Source organism: Candidatus Methylolitoribacter marinus, from assembly GCF_051853155.1.
GTDB lineage: Bacteria > Pseudomonadota > Gammaproteobacteria > Burkholderiales > Methylophilaceae > BACL14.
In genome coordinates this window covers 26,582-49,041 of record NZ_CP124221.1, presented here as the reverse complement: position 1 = coordinate 49,041, position 22,460 = coordinate 26,582, and the positions used below count along the sequence as shown (strand labels likewise).

Below are 22,460 nucleotides of genomic sequence, written 5' to 3'. Positions count from 1 at the left end.
TTTCCTTAATAGTCAGCACTTCTTCCTGTTGCATAATTTTCTGGAAGATCATTTTGCCATCTATTGCAGGATTCGCATTGATGATCTTCCATCGTTGGGCAATATTTTAAGCCTTTGTTATTACAAAATTTACATTCATTATTTTTATTTTTTTTGTGAATTTCTGTCGCTACTTTTGAACTTCCAAGACCGTATTTATTATCCATAATAAGCACCTCATGAAGTTTAATAATATAACTATAAGTTACTCTATGTTATGTATGTTATCAAGCATGCTATTTGCTTCGAACAGGGTTACAATTTGTAAAAACAAGGTCGTTATTGTCTTGTTCTGTTAATGTTTTAACACTGGCTTCACTATTAGAAAACTTCAGTATCAGCATATCGTTTTGATAAGTCGCATCATCTATATAATTGAGTCGATACTCCATATTTTTTAAGATAAGCCACTTATCATTTTTTTCATCGACACCAGGAATCTCTCTTAAATAAAATTCTTTGTTTTCTTCACATAGATATAACGTTGAATCCTTTGGAGTGGTATCAAGCTCATAATAATCTGTTGATAAGACCCGGCCGATTTTTTCTGTATTCACGTATGAACAAGCTTGAAAATTTAAAGCCACAAACAATAAACTAATTTTTACTAAATTCTTGAATTTCACTATCTAATTCCATGAAGATTTTTGAATGGTAGTTAGATTTTACCAAATTTCCTTCATCTGCATATATTTTTGATAGTAATTGATGAGCCATGGAATGATTCTCTTTTTTAGCTAGGACTTGAACGAGTTCGGTTTTCGCTTCCTCAATTTGATTAAGATGGTATAAGCTCCTGGCTAGATAGTATTTAGCCTCAAATGCATTTGTCTCTTTAATCCATTCGCTGGTAACATTTTTCAACTCATTCCAATCTTCATCAAATAAAGGCTTAACAATTTTCATGAAATAGGGCAGATTTGCTGGAGGTTCATCCCAAAAAGGAATCTGTGCTGGTGTTGTTACTTCAATACGCTCACCTTTTTTCATCAGATCTTCAACTACCTCTATTGGAATGGAGTAATACAAGGCACCGCGCCCTGGGGTTTTAAACGTTGTAATGCCAAGCAACCTCCCTGTTTCATCGAACAAACCTCCGCCGCTCGCTCCAAGCGAAAACCATGTTGAAGACTGAATTACTTTTTTTCCTTTTAAATCAAAAATATCTCTGACTTTGCCAATGGATGTTACTGGCCTGGTTGCATTGCCTCCATAACTTTTAGCGATTACATTTGTACCATAATCAACATCAGAACTAGACCCTAATGTAACAGGCTCTAGATTGAGGTATTTAAAAGTAAGAATACAAATATCATGTTCCCAATCAGCGATTAACTTTTCAGGGGGATGACTAGTTCCATATTTTGTTACATGAATCCCTGTTGAGTTTGCAATGACGTGGCAGTTCGTGACAACATGATCTTTCGCTATAACAACACCGGAGCCAACACCATGATTTCCAGCCTGATTAGCAGAGTGAACTTTCACTATGGATCGATTTAACTGCAAAGTCAGCTCTTGAGTGAGTCCAGCTGAGTAACTAATTGTTGGAACTAAAAAAAGAATTACTAATAATTTATGCATCGTATCTTAATCATGATTTATTAATATTCAGATAAGATACGATGCAGTTAGTTCATGATTAACCGCATTTACTTTCGCCGCAGTTTAAACATGTTAAACATCCATCCATGAAAATGGCAGCTTTGGTGTTACATTTTGCGCATAATTGACTATCCTTAGGAAATCCTGACTCATCAAGCTGGTCTTGATTTTTATCTAAGTACTCTCTTTTTTTTTCTTCGACCAATTTTTTTTGATGCTCATCAAGCTCTTTTGTTTTCAACATGCCTATATCAATCAAATGTTTTTCTAATACTTCTCCGATCTCCGCAACCAAACTTGGAACGTACTTGCCACCTTTTTTGTAATATCCGCCATTTGGATCAAACACGCTTTGTAATTCTTCAAGTAAGAAAGTTACGTCGCCACCTTTACGAAAAACGGCAGACATCACTCTAGTTAAACCTACGATCCATTGGAAATGATCCATATTTTTTGAATTAATAAATATTTCAAATGGTCTTGCGTGCTCTTGATCTGTACCTTCATTCATCACCACGTCATTAATCGTGATATATAAAGCATGCTCAGTGACTGGCGTTTTTACTTTATAAGTAGTCCCACGAATATGTTCAGGTCTCTCAAGCGGCTCACCTATTTGAAGAACCTCAGCCTTAGGGGCATCATTTTTATCATTTAATACAGAATAACCAACAATCTTTTTTTCAATCTTCTTTACCATATTTTTTTCCCTAGAACTTTCCGTAATATCCCTCTTTTAATGCATCATACAAGTTAGCAGCGGTGTGTTTTTCGCCATCGTATTCAACTTCTTCGTTACCTTTTAACTCGACTGTGGATCCGTCATCCAACTTAAATTGATACTTCGTATTTTCTAAATCTTTTTCAGTCACCAGGACACCCTGAAAGGCCTCAGGATTAAATCTAAATGTCGTACAACCTTTTAAACCCTTTTCATAGGCATACATATAAATCTCTTTAAAGTCTTCAAAGTCGTAATCTGTTGGAACATTAATAGTTTTTGAAATAGAACTATCAATCCATTTTTGTGCAGCTGCTTGAATATCCACATGATTTTTTGTTTTAATTGTAGATGAATCAATAAAATAATCAGGTAACGCCTCATCTTCTTTTTCAGAAAAAGGCATAGCTTTGTCATTGACCATTGATCTGTAGGCTAATAATTCAAATGAAAAAACATCTACTTTTTCCTTAGTTTTTTTACCTTCTCTGATTACGTTTCTACTGTAATGATGGGCAAATGAAGGTTCAATACCGTTGCTTGCGTTATTTGCTAATGATAAAGAAATGGTCCCCGTAGGGGCAATGGAGCTATGGTGACTAAATCGGACCCCATTTTCAGCTATCTCGTTTCTTAACTCCTCTGAAAATTGTTGCATGTATTTACTGTATTTTCCCATTAATACTTTACCTGCAACTTTGTCTCCAACTTTGATTCCATCAGCTTTCATTTCTGGTCTCATTTGAAGCATTTGTTCGGTTATTTCAAATAATTCTTCCATAATAGGCGCAGAACCTTTTTCTTTCGCCAACTCAATACCTACTCTCCAGCCTTCTTCAGCAAGCGAACGAGTTACCTCTTCGGTAAATTTAATTGATTCTGGGTCACCATATTTTATTTTCATCATGGTTAATGTTGAGCCAAGACCAAGATAACCCATCCCGTGTCTTCTTTTCTTAGTGATTTCATCACGCTGCTTGCCAAGAGGGAGGCCATTAATTTCAACAACATTATCAAGCATTCTAGTAAAAATTCTAACGACCTTCTTATACTCATCCCAATCAAAATAGACATTGTCCGTAAATGGATTTTTTACAAACATCGTGAGGTTTACTGATCCCAACAGACAGGCTCCATATTCTGGAAGAGGCTGTTCTCCACAAGGGTTTGTGGCACGAATATTTTCACAAAACCAGTTGTTATTCATTTCATTAACTCGATCAATCAAAATAAAACCAGGCTCTGCATAATCATAAGTTGATGCCATAATGACATCCCATAATCTTTTTGCTTTAATCGTTGAATAAACCTTGCATGCAACCTTACCAGCATCCTTACCTGACTCTTTAACTACGTACTTCTCTTTGACCGGCCAGTCACGCCAAACTATATTTTCTGAGTCTTTGAGGTCCAGGTTATCTTGTTTTGCTTCTTTGTCAGTCACAGGAAAAGCTAATTTCCAATCTGAGTCTGATTTAACAGCCTCCATAAATTCTTTAGTAATCAAACAGGATAGATTAAACTGGCGAAGTCTGCCGTCCTCTCTTTTCGCTTTAATAAAATCAGTCACATCAGGATGAGCAATATCAAATGTCGCCATTTGAGCACCACGACGACCACCCGCACTGGACACTGTAAAACACATGCGATCATATATATCCATAAATGAAAGTGGTCCACTGGTGTATGCGCCAGCTCCTGCCACAAATGCTCCTTTTGGTCTCAAAGTAGAGAATTCGTAGCCAATGCCGCAACCTGCTTTTAAAGTTAATCCTGCTTCATGAACTTTATCTAAGATATCGGTCATGCTGTCCTGAACTGCTCCCGAAACGGTGCAATTAATTGTACTTGTCGCTGGTTTATGCTCTTTCGCACCAGCATTAGATGTAATTCTTCCTGCTGGAATTGCACCATGCTGTAAAGCCCATAAGAAATTTTCTTTCCATTCTTTCTTATTAGAGGGCTCTACATCAGCCAACGCTTCTGCAACTCGTTCATAGGTATCTTGAATCGTTTCATCAACAAAATTTCCGTCTTTCTTTTTCAGTCGATATTTTTTATCCCAAATATCAACAGAAACTGACTGCATTTCTACTTTTGTTGCGACCTCACCTTGGTCGGATTTATCTGAATGAACGGCCTCTAACATGAATTTCCCCTGAAATTTATTACAAAATAGTATGATATTTAAGAAAATTGTAGCAATTCTTGAAATCATTTAAAACCACAATATGTTGTGGTCTATGTTTTAAATTTTATCATCTAATTGTGGTTGGTCAATACATAAAATTGCTCATAATTAGTGCAAAATAATAAAAAGCATATAAATCAAAGACTTCAGGATGAAATTTTTTTTTAGAGGTAAAATAACACTAATTATGAAATTCTTTCTATATCAAATAATAATTCACGTACTTGTTATTTTGTCACCATTGAAATTTATTTACCGAGGCATAAAACAACCTGATTATTTAAAATATTTAGCTGAACGATATGGTGTATACAATCTTAAAAATTTAAAAAACAAAGATCTTATTTGGTTTCATTGTGTCTCTGTAGGTGAAACTAAAGCTATCGATAGCTTGCTATCTCATTTAGTTCCAAAATTTAAAAATAAGTATTTTTTAATTACTCATTCCACCCCTACCGGAAGAGATGTTGAAATTTATGAGTCAGACAGAATATCTCGTGCCTACCTATGTTTTGATAGTTGGTTTTTAAACAAACTTTTTTTAAATTATTTCAAACCGAAAGTGGCGATTTTTTTAGAAACAGAAATTTGGCCAGGGATAACTAGAGAACTAAAATTAAGACATATCCCATCCTTATTGATCAATGCAAGATTATCAGATAGATCTGTAGTTAAATATCAACAAATCAAACAGTTTATTAGCCATACCCTAGATTCATTTGATTTGATCATTGCGCAGTCAGAGCATGATAAAAAAAATTTTCAATTAATTACTGATAACAAAATTCAAATTTGTAACAACCTAAAATTTAATCAGCCCATTAAAACTTTACAACCATCTGATAAAAATAAATTTAAAAAACAATTGCAGATAAATTCTAAAAGAGTTGTTTCTTTAATTAGTTCCAGAAAGGGCGAAGAAGATCTTTTTTTAAATCAAATAAAATTGTTACATAACTTTGATGATTTTATATTTATGATTATTCCAAGGCACCCACAACGTTTCTCGGAAGTAGAATCATTAATTTTAAAAAATGGATACGCTTGTAATTTAGCCAGCCATCCTAACAAGTCAAATCAATCTAATACCATCGTCCTTGGAAATACAATGGGGGAAATGTATAAATATATTTCTGTAAGCGATCTAGTCTTAATAGGTGGGAGTTTTAAAAATTTTGGCTCACAAAGTCCAATAGAAGCTCTGTTATTAAAAACTCCATGTTTAGTTGGACCATCAATTTATAATTTTTTATCGATTATTCAAAATGGAATAGCTGCAAAGGTGATCAAGCAAATTACTTCAAATACAATCGCAAGTGAAATCACCAATTTTTTTAAAAACAAAAATGAAAAAATATTTGAAAAGAATTTAGAAAGATTTCTGGCAAAAAATAAAAAAGATGAAGAGAAAGTTATCCAGCTAATTAGCAGATATTTTTAATCAACGGCGCAATTGTTTTAAAACTTGAATTATCAGAATTTTTTAACCATTCGAAAACAATTGATTCAACATTGGTTAGGATACATCCTGCATCACGTAGTCTGAAAATTGCATTTTGTTTATTGAGAATATTTCTTGATACTATTGCATCCTCTAAAATATATACCTTCTTACTTTGATCAATCAAATCAAGAGCCGTTTGAAGGATACATATATGTGCCTCCATTCCTGCCAAAATAATTTGATCCCTAGTTTCTATCAATTTTGCATTAAACTTAGGATCATCCACACATGAGAAAGCAGTTTTTTCAATAAAGCTTGCATGCGTTAAAAAGGGAATCATGCTCGAAAGAGTTTTACCAAGCCCTTGGGGATACTGTTCGGTCACTACAACTGGGATTTCTTCAATTTTTGCCAAAGTAGCAATAAGCTCACAACGTTGAATAATTTTATTGACCACTTCTTTTGGCATTGCGCCTGCAAGCTTATCTTGCATATCAATAATGACTAATTGACTTCTCTGTATTTCAGCTTTCATCTTCCTGACTAACCGTTAAGTATTTGTTAATTTCTTCTAAATCTTTGATGGATAAAGTGCCAACTGTGTGTTTCAAGTTTAACAGATTCTTTAAATAATTATACCTAGAAGATAGTAAATCATACTTTGCTGAAAATAACATTTGCTGAGCATTTAATACCTCAACACTATTTCTTAAACCTTCTCTAAATCCCACTTGTGTAGATTTTAATTGTAGCTCAGATGATTTTAATGCTTGCTGATAAGCATCGATTGCAGAAAGATTGGTTTGAAGATTTAAATATGCTTCTCTCACCTGCAATTCAACTTGCCTTTTTAATGCCTCGGCTTCTTGAATTGACTTTTCTTTTAATAATTCTGCCTCTTTAATTCTTGATGATGTAAAACCTCCTGAAAAAATAGGGATATTTATTTCTACACCAATCGTATCTGAATAATTTCTCAATCCAAAAGCGTAACCGTCTTTATCCCAGGTTCTTCTTCTAGAAGCAAGGGCATCTATTGTTGGATACTGATCCCCTTTACGTACATCGATTTCTTTTCTGGCAACTTCAACCTCAGCATCTTTAATTAAAATAGCCACACTATTTTGCATTGCTATATCGACCCATTCCTCAGGGAGATTATCCATTTTTTCAAATGAAATTAAATTCATTAAAGGTTTTAGGGTGCCTGGCAATTCCCCAGTAATTGCTTCAATCTCTCTTTTTTTAATTTTTAATTCTTTGACGGCATTTAACAAATCTACTTCCATTAAGTCTTTTTTGGTTTTAGCTTCATTAATATCAGTAATAGAGATGAGACCTGCCTCAAATTTAATTTCAGCCTCTCGGAGTTGCTCTTGAATCGCTCGCCTTTGGGTTTGAATTAGATCAACTTTATCTTTTGCTAGTAGTGATTCAAAATAAAGCTCGGATACCTTCATCATTAAATCTTGCTGAACTAAATGATATTTTTTATCAGCTAAACTTGTCTGGGCAAGAATTTGCTTATAACTTGAATAGGCAGAATAATTAAAAAGAGGTTGACGGATTACAACATTATATCCGTATGCATCATAATCAGCTTTTGTACCCCTAGTAAATAAACTGTTACCAAGTGCTGTATCTGTATTTAAAAATTTTCTTTCTTGATTACGATCATCATAATTCATTGAGGCTGTTACAGTTGGAAGAAAAAGTGATCGACCTTGATTAATTAATTCTTTAACCGCTTCATTTTGAAATTTTTCAGAAGATAACACAGGGTCGTTTTGTAAAGCTTGAAGATATAACTCGAAAAGATCTTTATCTTCAGCACTTGCATGACTGAAATAAAAAAAGAGTAGCAAAAGAGTGAATAAATTATTTAGCCTTAAAATAAAAATTTGTTTGGCTCCCATGATTCAATAAGCTGAGGGATTACAGCCTCAAACATTGTGTGTATGCCATATTCAGAATCAGACAGTCTTTGGATGACTTTTGCATACTGCAGTGATTGATCGCCTTCAAAAATAAAGAGCTGTCCACCGACTTTAAGTTGCTCTCTCAATCCTGGGGGCTCTTTCACATGAGAGGCAGTAAATACAATTAGATCATATGGAGCTTCTTGGTAATATCCATTAAAACCATTGCTTACAATATACTTAACATTATGTAATTTATTTTTTTTAAGCACTTTTTGAGCATGGTCAATAAATTCAGAGTCAATATCAACTGTGTATAACTCACTAACATGGCTTGCCAATAAAGCTGTAAAAAAACCACTGCCGGTCCCCACATGCAAGGCTTTCATTTTTTTATTTAAATCAAGTGAATCTATTATTTTTGCTTCAACTTTTGGAGCTAACATTGAGGCGTGAGCATTTATAGGAATTTCTAAATCAGCAAAAGCTAAACCTTGATATTTTTTAGGTACAAAAAGTTTTCGATCGTATTTTCTAAATAAATCAAGAACAGACTCGTCAAGAACATTCCATGTTCTTATCTGCTGCTCAATCATATTAAATTTACTTTTTTCGAGATGCATTTTATGAATACTATAAAGAAGAATACTTGAATTATATCCCAAATTATTGATCCATATGAATGAAGACATTAACCTAAATTCATAATTTATGTACAATGGATAAATATTTGCTAGGGGTCAATTTTATATTGTGAGAAACACCCTTGGAACCTGATTCGGATAATACCGACGTAGGGAATGCAAAAGATGCACTCCTTACTTTTCAACTTAAGGAGACTTAATGAACGCACCAGACAAAAATATCAATCAACATCCCGATTTTAATAAATCAGATGCCGCGATTGATCCCAATGCCTTACACTCTTTCAAAAATTCAAAAAAAATATATGTGGAAGGAAACCAAAATATTAAAGTTCCCTTTCGTGAAATAAGTCTTTCAGATACTGCTTCTCAATTTGGTGCTGAAAAAAATAATCCTGTGGTGGTCTATGATACATCTGGTCCATATACAGATCCTGGATATCAAATTGATATTCGAAATGGTTTACCAGCCTTAAGATCCCAATGGATACTTGATAGAGCGGATGTTGAAGAATTAGATGGACCAACCTCTGATTTTGGCAAAGAAAGACAAAATGATCCAGAGCTTGAAAAAATGCGTTTTAATTTAAAAAGAAAACCACTAAAAGCAAAGTCTGGGCAAAACGTTTCACAAATGCATTATGCCAAGAAAGGAATCATTACTCCTGAAATGGAATATATTGCAATTCGTGAAAACCAAAGAAGAGAGGGAATTTCAGAGTTCATTCAAACACAGCATCCTGGTCAAAGTTATGGTGCTTCGATTCCAAAATTAATTACTCCTGAATTTGTAAGAGATGAAGTCGCTAAGGGAAGAGCTATCATTCCAGCAAATATCAATCATCCCGAAACTGAACCCATGATTATCGGTAGGAATTTTTTAGTCAAAATTAATGCCAATATTGGAAATTCCGCACTAGGATCAAGTATCAGTGAAGAAGTTGAAAAAATGGTTTGGGGAACACGATGGGGAGCTGATACCGTTATGGACCTATCTACAGGTAAAAATATTCATGAGACACGTGAATGGATCGTTAGAAACAGTCCTGTTCCTATAGGAACAGTTCCAATCTATCAAGCCTTGGAAAAAGTGGATGGTAAGGCTGAAGATCTGACATGGGAAATTTTTAAAGATACTTTAATCGAACAAGCTGAACAAGGCGTCGATTATTTCACTATTCACGCCGGTGTTAGACTGGAATACATTCCTATGACGGCTAAACGAATGACTGGAATTGTCAGTCGTGGTGGTTCAATCATGGCCAAATGGTGTTTAGCACATCACAAGGAATCTTTCCTTTACACACACTTCGAAGACATTTGTGAAATTATGAAAGCCTATGACGTGAGTTTTAGTCTAGGTGACGGATTACGTCCTGGTTCAATTTATGATGCTAATGATGAAGCTCAATTTGCTGAGTTAAAAACATTAGGCGAACTCACTAAGATAGCTTGGAAACATGATGTACAAACCATGATTGAAGGTCCAGGCCATGTCCCCATGCATATGATTAAAGAAAATATGGACTTACAATTAGAGCATTGTCATGAAGCTCCCTTCTATACCTTAGGGCCTCTCACTACAGATATTGCTCCTGGCTATGATCATATTACATCTGGAATTGGTGCCGCAATGATAGGGTGGTATGGATGCGCGATGCTTTGTTATGTTACGCCAAAAGAGCATCTCGGTCTTCCTGATAAAGAAGATGTTAGAGAAGGAATCATTACCTACAAAATTGCTGCGCATGCTGCAGATCTTGCGAAGGGTCATCCAGGTGCACAAATTCGTGATAATGCCCTTTCTAAAGCAAGATTTGAATTTAGATGGGAAGATCAATTCAATTTAAGCCTTGATCCTGAAAAAGCAAAAGAATTTCATGATGAGACACTTCCTCAAGAAGGTGCTAAACAGGCTCATTTTTGCTCTATGTGTGGGCCACACTTCTGTTCGATGAAAATTACGCAAGATGTTAGAGAGTATGCCAAAGAAAAAGGTATCTCAGAAGAAGAAGCTCTGAAGGATGGAATGGAACAAAAATCTATAGAGTTTGTAAAAAAAGGTTCTGAAGTTTACCAAAAAGTTTAAACTTTAATGACCTTAATTTTCTTTATTCAAGCATTTATATTAGGAGTTATTGAGGGTCTCACAGAGTTTTTACCGATCAGCTCCACTGGTCATTTGATCATTGGAGCTCATCTCATTAACGCCAATCATTCCAATATTGAAGTCTTTGAAATTTTTATTCAACTGGGTGCAATATTGGCCATCATTTATGAATACAGAATACAGTTGCTTAAAAAAACACTTCATTTTTCAGATCAGAAATCAAAAACATTCTTTTTAAACATTTTTCTGGCATTTCTCCCTGCTGCAATCGTAGGTTTAGCATTTCATGATGTGATCAAAATATTTCTATTTAATCCTATTACTGTAAGCTTTGCTTTGATTATTGGTGGGATATTAATTTTACTCATTGAAAAAAGAGCCAATATTGGATCAACAAAGACTGTTGACAGTATTTCTTACAAGCAATCTCTTGGTATTGGATTGTTTCAATGTTTAGCATTAATTCCTGGAACATCAAGATCTGGAGCCACAATCATGGGAGGTCTACTCCTTAAACTAGACCGCAAAACAGCTACTGAATTTTCATTTTTTTTAGCAATCCCTATTATGTTCGCTGCTTCATTCTATGATTTATTAAAAAACTTACATTTATTATCCACGAATGATTTTTGGTTTTTCTTAATTGGCTTTATCACAGCTTTCGCATCTGCCCTTATTGTAGTGAGATTATTAATAAAATTTGTTGCGCATAATGATTTTAAAATTTTTGCCTACTATCGAATTATTGTCGGAATTATTTTCTTAATTCTTTTTTACTAAATGATAGCTTCTCAGTCCAAAAAAAAATTTTCAGATAAAATTTTAGAATGGCATAGGCATCATGGAAGATATGATCTGCCTTGGCAGAAAAATAAAGACCCCTATTTGGTTTGGATATCAGAAATAATGCTCCAACAAACACAGGTCGGCACCGTCATTCCTTTTTATATTAAGTTTATTGATCGATTTAAAACCATTGGTGATTTAGCAGAAGCCACTGAAGATGAAGTCATGGGCTATTGGAGTGGGCTTGGATTTTACTCAAGAGCGAGAAACTTACACAAAACCGCAAAAATTATTGCTGTCCAATTCTCCTGCAGATTCCCAGATAGCTATGAAAACCTGATTCAACTTCCTGGGATAGGCAGATCAACGGCTGGTGCAATATTGTCATTTTGCTATAAAAAAAAATTTGCCATTTTAGATGGCAATGTCAAGCGAGTGATAAGCCGTTTTTTTGGTATTCAAGAAAGTATAAATTTAACTAAAACCGAGAAACATTTGTGGGACATCAGTGAACAGCTATTGCCTGATAATGACATTGACATTTATACTCAAGCCATTATGGATTTTGGTGCGACATTATGTACTCCGAAAAAACCTCAATGTGATTCCTGTCCTATAAATCAGACATGTATTGCAAAAAAAAATAATCTAACCGGAAGCATTCCTCTAAAAAATAAAACAAAAACCCAGGCGGATCGATCGACCGAATTTTATATTTATGAATGTAATAAACAAATACTGTTAGTCAAAAATCGGGCAGGGGTTTGGAATGGGTTATGGTTACCGCCTCAGCAAAACTATTTAAGCAAAAAATATATTATTCACAAACAAGGCGAAAGGCAATGCGTCTTTTCGCATTATCGATTAAAGTACAAATACTTTTTAATTAAAATTACTAACAAAAAAGATTTGATGGTTGATGGATTGTGGTTTGACTGGAAAGAAATTTCAGACCTTGGTCTTCCAGCTCCTATTAAGTCTCTGATGATTAATTTATCGAACTAACTCCATATCGTAATGAATAATTCCAGCATCCAAGTATTTGTCCCCTCTAATTTGAAATAAATTTTTTTCATAGAAAGGGATCGCTTGATCTTGCGCTGATAACATAATTTTTTTTGAATGATTCCAACCATCAATATGATCAATAATATTTGATAACAAAAAAGAACCTAACCCCGCTCGTCTAAATTCTTTTCTTACAGCCATCCGCCCTATATGAATGTTTTGTTTAATCAGCGCTCTTGCATAGGCAATTAAAATTTCGTTAGATATAATTCCAAAATGATGTGCCCCTTCATCATCTTGATCCCACTCAAGTTTTTCTGGAATCGTTTGTTCTTTGATAAAAACTTCTAATCTAATATCTTTGATAATTTGAATATCCTTAACCCAGGATAAGAGAACAAATTTTTTCTTGTTAACTTGCATAGTTTTTATTTTAAAGGCATCATCATAATCAATTAATTAATCATAAGGAAATATAAATGACTAAACACTTTGGACTTATATCAAGAATCCTATTGGCCCAAATCTTCTTTATTTCTATTTTATTTATTCTAAATAATATCATCACTACACCAGGTGGCTATGGAATGTATCAAGATATGCTTGGAGCAAGAGGTCTGCCAGGGATTATGGCACCGATTAGTATTCTGGTGCAGTTCTTAGGTGGACTTACTCTCATTCTAGGTTATAAAACTAAAATTTCTGCGTATGTTTTATCTGCTTATTCTATTTTATGGGCATTGATTTACTTCATGAATGCCATGCAAGGTCAGCCCGTATTGATTATGAGCCTTTTATATATTGCTATTGCAGGTGGACTTCTCTTAGTTGGTGCACATCCAGAAAATACTGGATGCAGCCTTGATCAAAAACTATCAAAAAAATAATTGATGCCGTGATGGGAATAAAATTTTTATTCCCATTCCATCATCGGAAAAATACGATTTACATTTCTTTTGTTTTGAATATCAAACAGTAGCCATTGATCTTTTTGTGAACTAGCTGCATTGTCTATTGCAAATTCAAGTGACTCCCCATTATCTATAAATTGCCTGATGTCATCTCTTAATATAATAAGATACTCCACCATTGGTTGAATTGCATATTGCTTCGACGAGGGAAGTCCGTGACCTGGAATCACCAAATCAATCTCCTGTTTATTTAAATCCTCTAATACATTAATAAAACCATGGATATCGCCATCAACAACAGGCGTCCTTTCACTAAAAACTAAATCGCCAGACCATAATATTTTAGTTTTTTCATCAAAAACGGTTAAATCTGATTCTGTATGAGCAATTGGGTGGGCTTCAAGTCTAACTTTTCTATTGCCTAGATCAATATATTCAGGTTTGTTGATATCAACTAATTTATTAGGCAATATCAAAGGGCTTCGGTCGGAAATTTTTCCTAAATACCTTTCATTAATGCCTTGATAAATATCCGCTCTTGATTTTAATGCCTTTGATAAATCTTTGTGGCCATATATATCTGCATCCGAAAAAACGACATTTCCATAGACGTGATCAAGATGTGCATGAGTATTGATAACAAATTTAACAGGCTGTTTAAAGTTATCAGATATGTATTTAAGTAGTTTATTTGCAACAAGATAACTTCCACCAGTATCAATAACTGCAATAGATTCTTCACCAACAATAAAGCCAATGTTACAGATATCTCCGTCATAACCCTCGTCAACATCAAGATGTTTACCAATATGAACGAACACACCGGGTCCAATTTCTTGCACGAATGCATGTGCATTTATATTTATAACAAGAAGCAACAAAAAAAAGATTTTTTTATACATCTGCAATACGTATTGATTTTTTAGATATGGTCTATAATATCCCTAATATGGCAAAAGTTAAAAATAGTTATTTTGGTCCAAAAAAAGACAGGTACAACAACGTAGCAATCTTGCTGCATTGGTTACTTGCTATTGCTATTCTTTTTATGTTTGTCCTTGGGTGGTACATGCATGAACTCCCAAAAGGCGGACCTAAAGTTTCAAGCTTTGATCTCTTTGATCTAGGACTCATTACTTTTGAAACATCAAAAGAAATTTCAATTAGAACCTTTTATTTCAACTTACATAAATCTATTGGGGTAACCATATTCTTTCTTGTGTTATTCAGAATATACTGGCGTTTGACTCATAAACCACCAAAAATGCTATCCTCGATGAGTCCATTCGAAATTAAATTAGCGACCGCAGCTCATCATGCACTGTATCTATTAATGTTCTTAATACCGCTTAGTGGAATCATTATGTCGGTTGGCAGTAAATATGGCGTTCATTGGTTTGGTATCCCATTTCTTCCTGGCATAGATAATGAAACGCTTAGAGATTTATTCAAAGAATTTCATGAAATATTTGGACTAATTCTATTATTATTTTTTATTCTTCATTTTGCTGGTGCACTTAAACATGCCATAGTCAATAAAGATGGCGTCCTCAAAAGAATGTGGTTCCACAAATAATTCAAACTTTTTACTGTTAACAATTTCAAATTCCTATGCGGAATTACATTATTTTTTCAGATCTAGATGGGACTCTTCTCGATCATAAAACATACACATTTGATCCAGCTTTGGAGGCTCTTTCTATAATTAAATCTCGTCAGATTCCTTTAATCCTCAGCTCAAGTAAAACTAGAACTGAAATCGAAAGAATACAGTCCCATCTAACTCTTAAAGATCCTTTCATTTTTGAAAATGGATCAGGTGTTTTTTATAACAATCAAGTTTTTAGCTTTGGCATTAACTTAACTGAAATTCACGACAAAATAACGCCTTTGCAAAAAACTTTTAATTTTAATTGTTACTCTTTACTAACAATTGAGCAGGCGATTCACTATACTGGGTTGACAGAAGAGGAGGCCAAGCTCTCTCAACAAAGGCAGTTTTCAGAACCCATTATTTGGTTAGATGATCAAGAAAGAAAAAATGATTTTTTGGAAAAAATTCATCAATTAGGGCTAAATTCAACTCAAGGTGGTCGATTTTTAACCATTTCATCGCACCACGATAAAGCAAAAGCACTAAAATGGATCAAAAACTCTCTCGAAAATGACTATCAAACAAAATTTATCAGCATTGCATTGGGAGATGGTGAAAATGATATTAGTATGATTAACGCATGTGATATTAAGATATTGATTAAAAATAATAATGAGCACTTGCAAAGATCAGATTGGGTCTTGAGTGAAATGTGTGGCCCCTCTGGTTGGAATCAAGAAATAATGAAAGTATTAAATAATGAGTGATTTTTACCAAAACGGGATTATCAGCACCCTTCATAATTTAAGAACACAGTCCTTAGATGATTTAGAAAAAAATCTAATGTCTTTTGCAAAATCAAGGCCAATGACATTGGTCTTGCCTAGCTTATTTTCTGAACTTGAAAAACCAGCACTTCAACTAATTGTGGACGAGTTAAAAAAGGTCCATTATTTAGACTCCATTGTCATCGGGTTAGATCAAGCGACCAAAGAAGAGTACAAGTATGCATTACATTTTTTCAACCAGCTCCCTCAAAAACACTTTGTCTTATGGAACGACGGCCCACGCTTAAAAAATATAGATGAAAATCTCAAAACGTTTGGTTTATCACCAAAGGAGTTAGGTAAGGGGCGAAATGTATGGTTCTGTTTTGGATTTGTCCTTGCGGACGGCCGTGCAAAATCAGTAGCCCTGCATGATTGCGATATCGTGACTTATAACCGAGAATTACTGGCACGTCTAATTTATCCAGTTGCTAATCCAAATTTTAACTATCAATTTTGTAAAGGCTATTATTCGAGAGTAGCCAATGAAAAAATTAATGGCAGAGTTTGCCGTCTTCTAGTCACACCTTTGATCCGTTCTTTAAAAAAAATCTTTAATGACAATGAATATTTAAATTACTTAGACAGTTTTAGATATGCTCTTGCTGGAGAATTTTCAATGCGTACTGAAGTACTTAATGATATTCGTATTCCAAGTGACTGGGGTTTAGAAATAGGTGTTCTTTCTGAAGTGAATAGAAATTACTCCAATAATCATTTATGTCAGGTTGATATTGCCGATCATTATGATCACAAACATCAGGATTTAAGTCTAGATGATCAAGAAAAAGGATTATCAAAGATGTCCATTGATATATGTAAATCTATTTTCAGAAAACTTGCCACTAATGGACATGTCTTCAATTCTGAAACTTTCAGATCGATCAAAGCTACATATTTTCGTATTGCGCTAGATTTTATTGAAACTTATAACAATGATGCACTGATGAATGGACTTAAATTAGATATTCATTCTGAAGAAAAAGCTGTTGAAATGTTTGCACAAAATATTCTTGATGCTGGAAATAGCTACCTTGACAATCCAATGGAAACCCCATTTATTCCATCCTGGACAAGGGTTAATAGTGCTATTCCGGGATTACAAAAAGAATTTATATCAGCAGTTACAGAGGATATGAATGAGTTTTCAAAATAAAATCTGTGACCAGATTTTTAACCACCTCAATATCATTTATCCCAAATCAAATAATATCCATTTAACTAATAAAATTTTTTCTATTTTTTTTGAAAAAAAATTACCTAAACAATATGTAATTCAAAATAGATGGGATGAATCAGATGTTGCCTTAATTACCTATCTAGATACTTTTTACAATAATGATGAAAAAAATATTCAGACTTTGGAACAAGTTCTAAACGCTTATCTTCAAGATAATGTATCAATCATCCATCTCCTACCTTTTTTTCCCTATAGTTCAGATGATGGCTTTGCTGTTATTGATTATCTAAAAATTAAAAAAGGATTAGCTACCTGGAGTGATATAAAAAAGCTTTCCTTAAAGTATAAAATTATGGCTGATCTTGTAATCAACCATTGTTCTAGTCAATCGGAATGGTTTCAGCAATTTTTAAATAATCAACTTCCAGGGAAAAACTATTTTTTAGATTATAAGGATAATTTTGATACTTCTAAAATCGTGAGACCCAGAAGTCATGATTTATTGCAAATTTTTAAAACAAAGAAAAGTGAAAAATTTGTATGGTGCACATTTAGTAGGGATCAAGTAGATTTAAATTTTAAAAATAAAGATGTTCTAATTGAATTTTTAAAAATTATTAAATTTTATCTGGACCAGGGTATTTCAATTTTAAGATTAGATGCTGTGGCATTTCTTTGGAAAGAACTTGATACCAATTGTATTAATCTCAATGAGACTCATGAAATTATTAAGTTATTCAGATTACTCTTAGATGCTAGCTCACAAAAGACATTTTTAATTACAGAGACGAACCTGCCTAATAAAGAGAATCTTGATTACTTTGGAAATGGTAATGAAGCTCAATTAATATATAACTTTTCACTTCCACCGCTAATTCTTTATTCGATGCTTTATGGTAACTCAACCATTTTAAGAAAATGGTTGATGTCTATGCCTCCCCCAATGGAAGGAACTACTTACTTTAATTTTATTGCTTCCCATGATGGGATTGGAATAAGACCTGCAGAAGGTTTGATATCTGAGAAAAATATCAAAGCTATCTTAAGAAGAATGAAAGAATTTGGGGGTGAAGTTTCTTACCGCAAAGTTGAAAATAAAAATAAACCATATGAAATTAATATTGCTCTCATTGATGCGCTTAAGGGAACAATTGATAATCTAGATAATTTTCAAATCGAAAGATTCATATGCGCACATGCCATTATGCTTAGTCTCGAGGGAATTCCTGCCATCTATGTTCATAGTTTTTTTGGAACAGAAAATGACTACTCTGGAATGCAATCATCAAAACAAAAAAGAAGTATTAATAGAAAACGATATGACTTAAAAGACTTAAGAAATAAGATGAATAAAAAAACGATCAATTCTGCTGTCTTAAAACAACTTAATTCTTTAATTTCTATCCGAAAAAAACAACCTGCATTTCATCCGAATGCAACCCAATTTACATTAAATCTTGGAGAAAAAATATTTGCCTTGTGGAGGCAATGTCAAAATAGAAAACAAAGTATTTTTGTCTTGTGCAATATTACTAGCCAGAAACAGCCAGTGGATCTAAATGAAATAAATTTAATTTTCAATAAAAATTGGATCGATCTTATTTCAAATAAGAAAATTGAATCTAAAAAGATTTCTTTAAAGCCATATCAAACTATGTGGATCAGTAATTATTAATTTGTTGTAAATTAATGATGGCTTAAAATTAGATATAATTGAAGTCATGAATAAAAAAACGTACACCCTTCATGTTGAAGACCATGATAGGAATATATTTGATTCAAAATATGTTTATCCGGTTGTCTCAAGGAGAGCAGGAGGTTTATCCTTAGGAGTTAATCTCAATACCAATAATGCTTGTAACTGGCAATGTATTTATTGTGAAATTCCAAATCTCACAAGGGGAGGGCCAGAACCCGTCGATATTGATTTATTAAAAGATGAATTAAACTTTTGGGTTAATCAAATCATTAACTCTACCTTTATTCAAGATAATACTCCTCCTGATACAACTTTTGCTGATGTAGCTTTATCAGGAAATGGGGAACCGACAGCAGCTCCAGAATTTTTGAACGTGTTAGAAGTTATCATTGATTGTTTAAAAGAATTTAGCCTCATTGATAAAATTCCTATTCGTTTAATTACAAATGGAAGTTTCATTAGCAAAAAAAAAGAATGTCTGAATATTATTAATCAACATCATGGAGAGATCTGGTTCAAAATTGATGCCGCTGATGAAGATTCTATAAAACGAATTAATCAGGTTAATTTAGATCCTAATTCAATGATCAATCATTTAAAAATATGTGCAGATGCCTGTCAGACAGTAATTCAAACTTGTTTTTTAAAAATTAATCATCAGCTTCCAGCAAACGATTTTTTAGAAAATTATTCCAGATTAATTAAGCCTTACGAGCATATAGTTAAAAAAATTGATATTTATAGCCTGGCAAGACCCTCTTTACAAAATAATCAAGACATTACCATTGAGAGATTATCTTTAGATGAACTCAATAATATAAAGAGCATATTAGAAAAAGAATTGACTATTAAAATCGATGTTTTTCCATGATTATGTTTTGTTAATAATGTTATATTTACATCATGAAAGATATTAGTAATCTTATAAGTATCAAAAAGAAAATTATTCTACCGCTGTTATTTACAATCATATTTTCCTATTTCTTATTTATTATCTTTATAGCTTATTTTCCTGAACTATTGGGTCAGCAACTTACTAATTCCTCAATCTCTTATGGGATCATTTTTGGTTTCTTATTAATTCTTATCATATTCATCGTGACCCTTGTATATGTATTTTTATCTAATAAATATATAGAGCCAGAGATCAAAAAAATCACGTCATGAATACTATTGCTGTTAGTTTATTTTTACTTTTTGTCTTAGTGACGCTTTATATAACCTATTGGGCAGCGAAACAAATCTCAAACCGAGATTCTTTCTATACAGCAGGTGGGAATATATCTGGCTTTCAAAATGGCTTAGCCATTTCAGGTGATTTTATGTCGGCTGCATCCTTTTTGGGTATTTCAGGCCTTGTATTTGCGACTGGTTTTGATGGGCTGATTTACTCAATTGGATTTTTAGTGGGATGGCCTATAGTCCTCTTATTAATTGCGGAGCCATTAAGAAACTTGGGGAAATATACCTTTGCAGATGTCGCATCCTATCGACTTCAGCAAAAACCTATTAGAACATTATCAGCACTAGGTTCTCTAGCAACAGTCTCTCTATATCTTATTGCACAAATGGTTGGTGCAGGAAAATTAATTCAAATTTTATTTGGTCTCCCATATGATTTAGCTGTTTACATTGTTGGTGGGTTGATGATTTTGTATGTGACGTTTGGCGGAATGATTGCAACAACCTGGGTTCAAATCATTAAGGCTGTTTTGCTTCTTTTAGGAGCGACGGTAATATCTATTCTGGTTTTATATCAATTCAATTTTAATCTTAATTTGTTTTTTTCTACCGCGGTGAATAATCATGAATTAGGCTCAAAAATTCTTAATCCGGGAGGCCTTATTAAGGATCCAATTTCTGCCATATCTTTGGGTTTAGCACTGATGTTTGGGACGGCAGGATTACCACACATATTAATGCGTTTTTTTACAGTTAAAGACTCCATACAGGCAAGAAAGTCGGTAGTCTATGCAACCGGCTTTATAGGATATTTTTACATTCTTACATTCATCATTGGCTTTGGAGCAATTATTCTTATTGGCTCCAATACTGACTATCTTAATCCTGAGGGTGGGCTGATTGGAAATAATAATATGGCTGCAATTCACCTGGCTCATGCAGTTGGTGGTGATGTATTATTAGGATTTATTTCAGCCGTTGCCTTTGCTACTATCTTAGCTGTTGTATCGGGGTTAACTTTGGCCGGTGCATCAGCCATATCTCATGATATTTACGCAAATGTGATTAATTCTTCAAACAAAAATGAGAAAAAAGAATTACTTGTTTCAAGACTTGCAACGATTTTTCTAGGTATTTTGGCAATTTTTCTAGGCATCATATTTGAAAAGCAAAATATTGCTTTTATGGTCGGGCTTGCCTTTGCTATAGCAGCTAGCACTAATTTTCCAATTATATTTTTATCTATGTTCTGGAAGAATCTAACAACAAGGGGGGCTTTTTTTGGCGGGCTAATTGGTCTTCTAGTGACCATTGCGTTAGTTATCTTAAGTCCTGTTGTATGGGTAGATGTATTCAATTTCAGTGAAGCTATTTTCCCTTATAAGTATCCAGCTTTGTTCTCTATGACTACAACATTCTTCTTTGTTATTTGTATATCTTTATCAGATCGATCAAATCAGGCAATTAAAGATAAAAAAGGATTTCAAGAACAATTCTATCGATCAATAACTGGGATTGGGATTGAAGAGGGTAAAAAACATTAATGGTATTTTTTACTATACTCTTTCAACACATCGAGCATTAATGTTACTTTTGCAGGATCAGTGAATTGGGTAATACCATGTCCAAGATTGAATATATGACCTTCACCATGGCCGTAATCATCTATTACTGATTTTACTGTTTCTTCAATTTTTTTATCCGATCCTAAGAGAATTGCTGGATCCATATTTCCTTGAAGTGCCACTTGATCTTTTGTTAATTCTCTAGCTGTTTTTAAACTGGTTTGCCAATCTAGACCTATTGCATTGGATCCAACTTTTAATTGTTGATTAATCCATTGTCCACCGCCCTTGGTGAATATTATTTTTGGCACATCATCAAAGCCAAGCATATTAAGATTGTCTATAATTACTTTCATGTAATTCAATGATAATTTTTCATATTCCATATGACTTAACGCTCCACCCCATGAATCAAAAATCATGACCGCATCTGCTCCTGCCTTAATTTGTTCAGCTAGATATTGACTAACAGTTTCCGCATTAATTTTTAAAATATGCTGCATTAAATCATCTCGCTCATATGCCATTTTTTTGATATTCAAAAAATCTGTTCCACCTTTACCTTCAACCATATATGTTGCAAGAGTCCATGGACTTCCAGCAAATCCAATAAGGGGGACTTTGTTTTGCAAAGCATGCTTAATTGAATGAACAGCATCAAAAACGTAAGATAGTTTTTCCATGGATGGAATGTCGAGTTTGTGTACGGATGATTCATCGATTAACGGGTCCGAAAATGTGGGGCCCTCACCAGGAAGAAAATTTAATCCCAGATCCATTGCGTCAGGTATGGTCAAAATATCAGAAAATAAAATAGCAGCATCTAAATGAGGATAGCGCTCTAAGGGCTGCATGGTGACTTCAGTTGCAAAAGATGTATTTCGACAAAGATCCATAAAAGACCCAGCATTTTTTCGAGTTTCTCTATACTCAGGCAGGTACCGCCCTGCTTGCCTCATTATCCATGCGGGAGTGTAAGATGTCTTTTCAAGTCTTAAAGTCTTAAGAAATGAATCATTTAATAGATTCATAATA

At 33.8% G+C, this 22,460-nt stretch carries 23 protein-coding genes and 1 riboswitch; of the genes, 12 read left to right on the top strand and 11 right to left on the bottom strand.

Going from position 1 to position 22,460, the window contains the following annotated elements; translation table 11 throughout:
• Nucleotides 1-5 precede the first annotated feature (5 nt).
• The 5 genes from QFA95_RS00220 to QFA95_RS00200 all read right to left on the bottom strand — a co-directional run bounded on the left by QFA95_RS00220 (nt 6) and on the right by QFA95_RS00200 (nt 4,514).
• A complete protein-coding gene (locus tag QFA95_RS00220; protein WP_486462841.1) occupies nt 6-206 on the bottom strand; it encodes a hypothetical protein in 201 nt (66 codons plus the stop codon).
• Between the two features lie 69 nt (nt 207-275).
• Nucleotides 276-626 carry a hypothetical protein gene (locus QFA95_RS00215; RefSeq protein ID WP_486462840.1) on the bottom strand — a complete coding sequence of 117 codons (351 nt, stop codon included), beginning with the start codon at nt 624-626 and terminating at the stop codon, nt 276-278.
• Between the two features lie 10 nt (nt 627-636).
• A complete protein-coding gene (locus QFA95_RS00210; RefSeq protein ID WP_486462839.1) occupies nt 637-1,623 on the bottom strand; it encodes a trypsin-like peptidase domain-containing protein in 987 nt (328 codons plus the stop codon).
• A gap of 58 nt (nt 1,624-1,681) precedes the next feature.
• Nucleotides 1,682-2,344 carry a TSCPD domain-containing protein gene (locus QFA95_RS00205; RefSeq protein WP_486462838.1) on the bottom strand — a complete coding sequence of 221 codons (663 nt, stop codon included), beginning with the start codon at nt 2,342-2,344 and terminating at the stop codon, nt 1,682-1,684.
• 10 nt (nt 2,345-2,354) lie between these two features.
• A complete protein-coding gene (locus QFA95_RS00200) occupies nt 2,355-4,514 on the bottom strand; it encodes an adenosylcobalamin-dependent ribonucleoside-diphosphate reductase (RefSeq protein WP_486463429.1) in 2,160 nt (719 codons plus the stop codon).
• Nucleotides 4,515-4,743: 229 nt separating this feature from the next.
• On the opposite strand from QFA95_RS00200, the gene QFA95_RS00195 reads away from it, so the two are divergent.
• Nucleotides 4,744-5,997, top strand: a complete 1,254-nt coding sequence (locus QFA95_RS00195) for a 3-deoxy-D-manno-octulosonic acid transferase (protein ID WP_486462837.1) — start codon at nt 4,744-4,746, stop codon at nt 5,995-5,997.
• Here QFA95_RS00195 and QFA95_RS00190 read toward each other — a convergent pair.
• From QFA95_RS00190 to QFA95_RS00180, 3 genes are read right to left on the bottom strand one after another with little or no spacing between them, the layout of a single operon-like run.
• On the bottom strand, nt 5,981-6,535 hold the full coding sequence (locus tag QFA95_RS00190; protein ID WP_486462836.1) for an isochorismatase family protein: 555 nt from the start codon (nt 6,533-6,535) through the stop codon (nt 5,981-5,983). The two genes, QFA95_RS00195 and QFA95_RS00190, sit on opposite strands and share 17 nt — an antisense overlap.
• Nucleotides 6,525-7,865 (bottom strand): TolC family outer membrane protein, encoded by a 1,341-nt coding sequence (locus QFA95_RS00185; RefSeq protein ID WP_486462835.1) that lies wholly within the window; start codon nt 7,863-7,865, stop codon nt 6,525-6,527. Before QFA95_RS00185 ends, QFA95_RS00190 begins: the two co-directional genes overlap by 11 nt.
• 23 nt (nt 7,866-7,888) lie before the next feature.
• Complete coding sequence (locus tag QFA95_RS00180) at nt 7,889-8,542, bottom strand: protein-L-isoaspartate O-methyltransferase family protein (RefSeq protein ID WP_486462834.1); 654 nt, start codon at nt 8,540-8,542, stop codon at nt 7,889-7,891.
• 102 nt (nt 8,543-8,644) lie between these two features.
• Nucleotides 8,645-8,737, top strand: a riboswitch (TPP riboswitch).
• Nucleotides 8,738-8,762: 25 nt separating this feature from the next.
• Here QFA95_RS00180 and thiC point away from each other — a divergent pair.
• Genes thiC through mutY form a run of 3 tightly spaced genes read left to right on the top strand, consistent with a single transcriptional unit; the run spans nt 8,763 to nt 12,464 of the window.
• The gene (gene thiC, locus QFA95_RS00175; RefSeq protein WP_486462833.1) at nt 8,763-10,652 is read left to right on the top strand and encodes a phosphomethylpyrimidine synthase ThiC; all 1,890 of its coding nucleotides are present in this window, start codon (nt 8,763-8,765) and stop codon (nt 10,650-10,652) included.
• Between the two features lie 6 nt (nt 10,653-10,658).
• Nucleotides 10,659-11,453, top strand: coding sequence for an undecaprenyl-diphosphate phosphatase (locus tag QFA95_RS00170; protein ID WP_486462832.1), 795 nt, complete (start codon nt 10,659-10,661; stop codon nt 11,451-11,453).
• The gene (gene mutY, locus QFA95_RS00165; RefSeq protein WP_486462831.1) at nt 11,454-12,464 is read left to right on the top strand and encodes an A/G-specific adenine glycosylase; all 1,011 of its coding nucleotides are present in this window, start codon (nt 11,454-11,456) and stop codon (nt 12,462-12,464) included. It begins immediately after the preceding gene.
• On the opposite strand, the gene QFA95_RS00160 is transcribed toward mutY, so the two are convergent.
• Nucleotides 12,453-12,890: a GNAT family N-acetyltransferase gene (locus QFA95_RS00160; protein ID WP_486462830.1), complete on the bottom strand. Its 438-nt coding sequence runs from the start codon at nt 12,888-12,890 to the stop codon at nt 12,453-12,455. The genes mutY and QFA95_RS00160 overlap by 12 nt on opposite strands.
• Before the next feature lie 56 nt (nt 12,891-12,946).
• On the opposite strand from QFA95_RS00160, the gene QFA95_RS00155 reads away from it, so the two are divergent.
• Entirely contained in the window at nt 12,947-13,354 is a 408-nt protein-coding gene (locus QFA95_RS00155) for a DoxX family protein (RefSeq protein WP_486462829.1), read from the top strand.
• 26 nt (nt 13,355-13,380) lie between these two features.
• Here QFA95_RS00155 and QFA95_RS00150 read toward each other — a convergent pair whose 3' ends face one another.
• Nucleotides 13,381-14,259, bottom strand: coding sequence for a quinoprotein relay system zinc metallohydrolase 2 (locus QFA95_RS00150; protein WP_486462828.1), 879 nt, complete (start codon nt 14,257-14,259; stop codon nt 13,381-13,383).
• Between the two features lie 68 nt (nt 14,260-14,327).
• On the opposite strand from QFA95_RS00150, the gene QFA95_RS00145 reads away from it, so the two are divergent.
• Genes QFA95_RS00145 through QFA95_RS00115 form a run of 7 tightly spaced genes read left to right on the top strand, consistent with a single transcriptional unit; the run spans nt 14,328 to nt 21,404 of the window.
• Complete coding sequence (locus tag QFA95_RS00145; RefSeq protein ID WP_486462827.1) at nt 14,328-14,954, top strand: cytochrome b; 627 nt, start codon at nt 14,328-14,330, stop codon at nt 14,952-14,954.
• 35 nt (nt 14,955-14,989) lie between these two features.
• The gene (locus tag QFA95_RS00140) at nt 14,990-15,739 is read left to right on the top strand and encodes an HAD-IIB family hydrolase (protein ID WP_486462826.1); all 750 of its coding nucleotides are present in this window, start codon (nt 14,990-14,992) and stop codon (nt 15,737-15,739) included.
• Nucleotides 15,732-16,955: a glycosyltransferase family protein gene (locus QFA95_RS00135; RefSeq protein ID WP_486462825.1), complete on the top strand. Its 1,224-nt coding sequence runs from the start codon at nt 15,732-15,734 to the stop codon at nt 16,953-16,955. Before QFA95_RS00140 ends, QFA95_RS00135 begins: the two co-directional genes overlap by 8 nt.
• Complete coding sequence (locus QFA95_RS00130) at nt 16,939-18,654, top strand: alpha-amylase family glycosyl hydrolase (protein ID WP_486462824.1); 1,716 nt, start codon at nt 16,939-16,941, stop codon at nt 18,652-18,654. The genes QFA95_RS00135 and QFA95_RS00130 overlap by 17 nt, the downstream gene beginning before the upstream one ends.
• 46 nt (nt 18,655-18,700) lie before the next feature.
• Entirely contained in the window at nt 18,701-19,549 is an 849-nt protein-coding gene (locus QFA95_RS00125; RefSeq protein ID WP_486462823.1) for a radical SAM protein, read from the top strand.
• 32 nt (nt 19,550-19,581) lie between these two features.
• Complete coding sequence (locus QFA95_RS00120; protein WP_486462822.1) at nt 19,582-19,845, top strand: DUF485 domain-containing protein; 264 nt, start codon at nt 19,582-19,584, stop codon at nt 19,843-19,845.
• Nucleotides 19,842-21,404 (top strand): cation acetate symporter, encoded by a 1,563-nt coding sequence (locus QFA95_RS00115; RefSeq protein WP_486462821.1) that lies wholly within the window; start codon nt 19,842-19,844, stop codon nt 21,402-21,404. The genes QFA95_RS00120 and QFA95_RS00115 overlap by 4 nt, the downstream gene beginning before the upstream one ends.
• Here the strand turns inward: QFA95_RS00115 and hemE are convergent.
• A complete protein-coding gene (gene hemE / locus QFA95_RS00110; protein WP_486463459.1) occupies nt 21,401-22,459 on the bottom strand; it encodes a uroporphyrinogen decarboxylase in 1,059 nt (352 codons plus the stop codon). The genes QFA95_RS00115 and hemE overlap by 4 nt on opposite strands.
• Between the last annotated feature and the right edge of the window lies 1 nt (nt 22,460).

Bases quoted from the DNA above. Each gene is read 5' to 3' on its own strand.
- QFA95_RS00220 (WP_486462841.1), bottom strand. From the start codon at position 206: ATGGATAATAAATACGGTCTTGGAAGTTCAAAAGTAGCGACAGAAATT.
- QFA95_RS00210 (WP_486462839.1), bottom strand. From the start codon at position 1,623: ATGCATAAATTATTAGTAATTCTTTTTTTAGTTCCAACAATTAGTTAC.
- QFA95_RS00205 (WP_486462838.1), bottom strand. From the start codon at position 2,344: ATGGTAAAGAAGATTGAAAAAAAGATTGTTGGTTATTCTGTATTAAAT.
- QFA95_RS00200 (WP_486463429.1), bottom strand. From the start codon at position 4,514: ATGTTAGAGGCCGTTCATTCAGATAAATCCGACCAAGGTGAGGTCGCA.
- QFA95_RS00195 (WP_486462837.1), top strand. From the start codon at position 4,744: ATGAAATTCTTTCTATATCAAATAATAATTCACGTACTTGTTATTTTG.
- QFA95_RS00190 (WP_486462836.1), bottom strand. From the start codon at position 6,535: ATGAAAGCTGAAATACAGAGAAGTCAATTAGTCATTATTGATATGCAA.
- QFA95_RS00180 (WP_486462834.1), bottom strand. From the start codon at position 8,542: ATGCATCTCGAAAAAAGTAAATTTAATATGATTGAGCAGCAGATAAGA.
- thiC (WP_486462833.1), top strand. From the start codon at position 8,763: ATGAACGCACCAGACAAAAATATCAATCAACATCCCGATTTTAATAAA.
- QFA95_RS00170 (WP_486462832.1), top strand. From the start codon at position 10,659: ATGACCTTAATTTTCTTTATTCAAGCATTTATATTAGGAGTTATTGAG.
- mutY (WP_486462831.1), top strand. From the start codon at position 11,454: ATGATAGCTTCTCAGTCCAAAAAAAAATTTTCAGATAAAATTTTAGAA.
- QFA95_RS00160 (WP_486462830.1), bottom strand. From the start codon at position 12,890: ATGCAAGTTAACAAGAAAAAATTTGTTCTCTTATCCTGGGTTAAGGAT.
- QFA95_RS00155 (WP_486462829.1), top strand. From the start codon at position 12,947: ATGACTAAACACTTTGGACTTATATCAAGAATCCTATTGGCCCAAATC.
- QFA95_RS00145 (WP_486462827.1), top strand. From the start codon at position 14,328: ATGGCAAAAGTTAAAAATAGTTATTTTGGTCCAAAAAAAGACAGGTAC.
- QFA95_RS00140 (WP_486462826.1), top strand. From the start codon at position 14,990: ATGCGGAATTACATTATTTTTTCAGATCTAGATGGGACTCTTCTCGAT.
- QFA95_RS00135 (WP_486462825.1), top strand. From the start codon at position 15,732: ATGAGTGATTTTTACCAAAACGGGATTATCAGCACCCTTCATAATTTA.
- QFA95_RS00130 (WP_486462824.1), top strand. From the start codon at position 16,939: ATGAGTTTTCAAAATAAAATCTGTGACCAGATTTTTAACCACCTCAAT.
- QFA95_RS00125 (WP_486462823.1), top strand. From the start codon at position 18,701: ATGAATAAAAAAACGTACACCCTTCATGTTGAAGACCATGATAGGAAT.
- QFA95_RS00120 (WP_486462822.1), top strand. From the start codon at position 19,582: ATGAAAGATATTAGTAATCTTATAAGTATCAAAAAGAAAATTATTCTA.
- QFA95_RS00115 (WP_486462821.1), top strand. From the start codon at position 19,842: ATGAATACTATTGCTGTTAGTTTATTTTTACTTTTTGTCTTAGTGACG.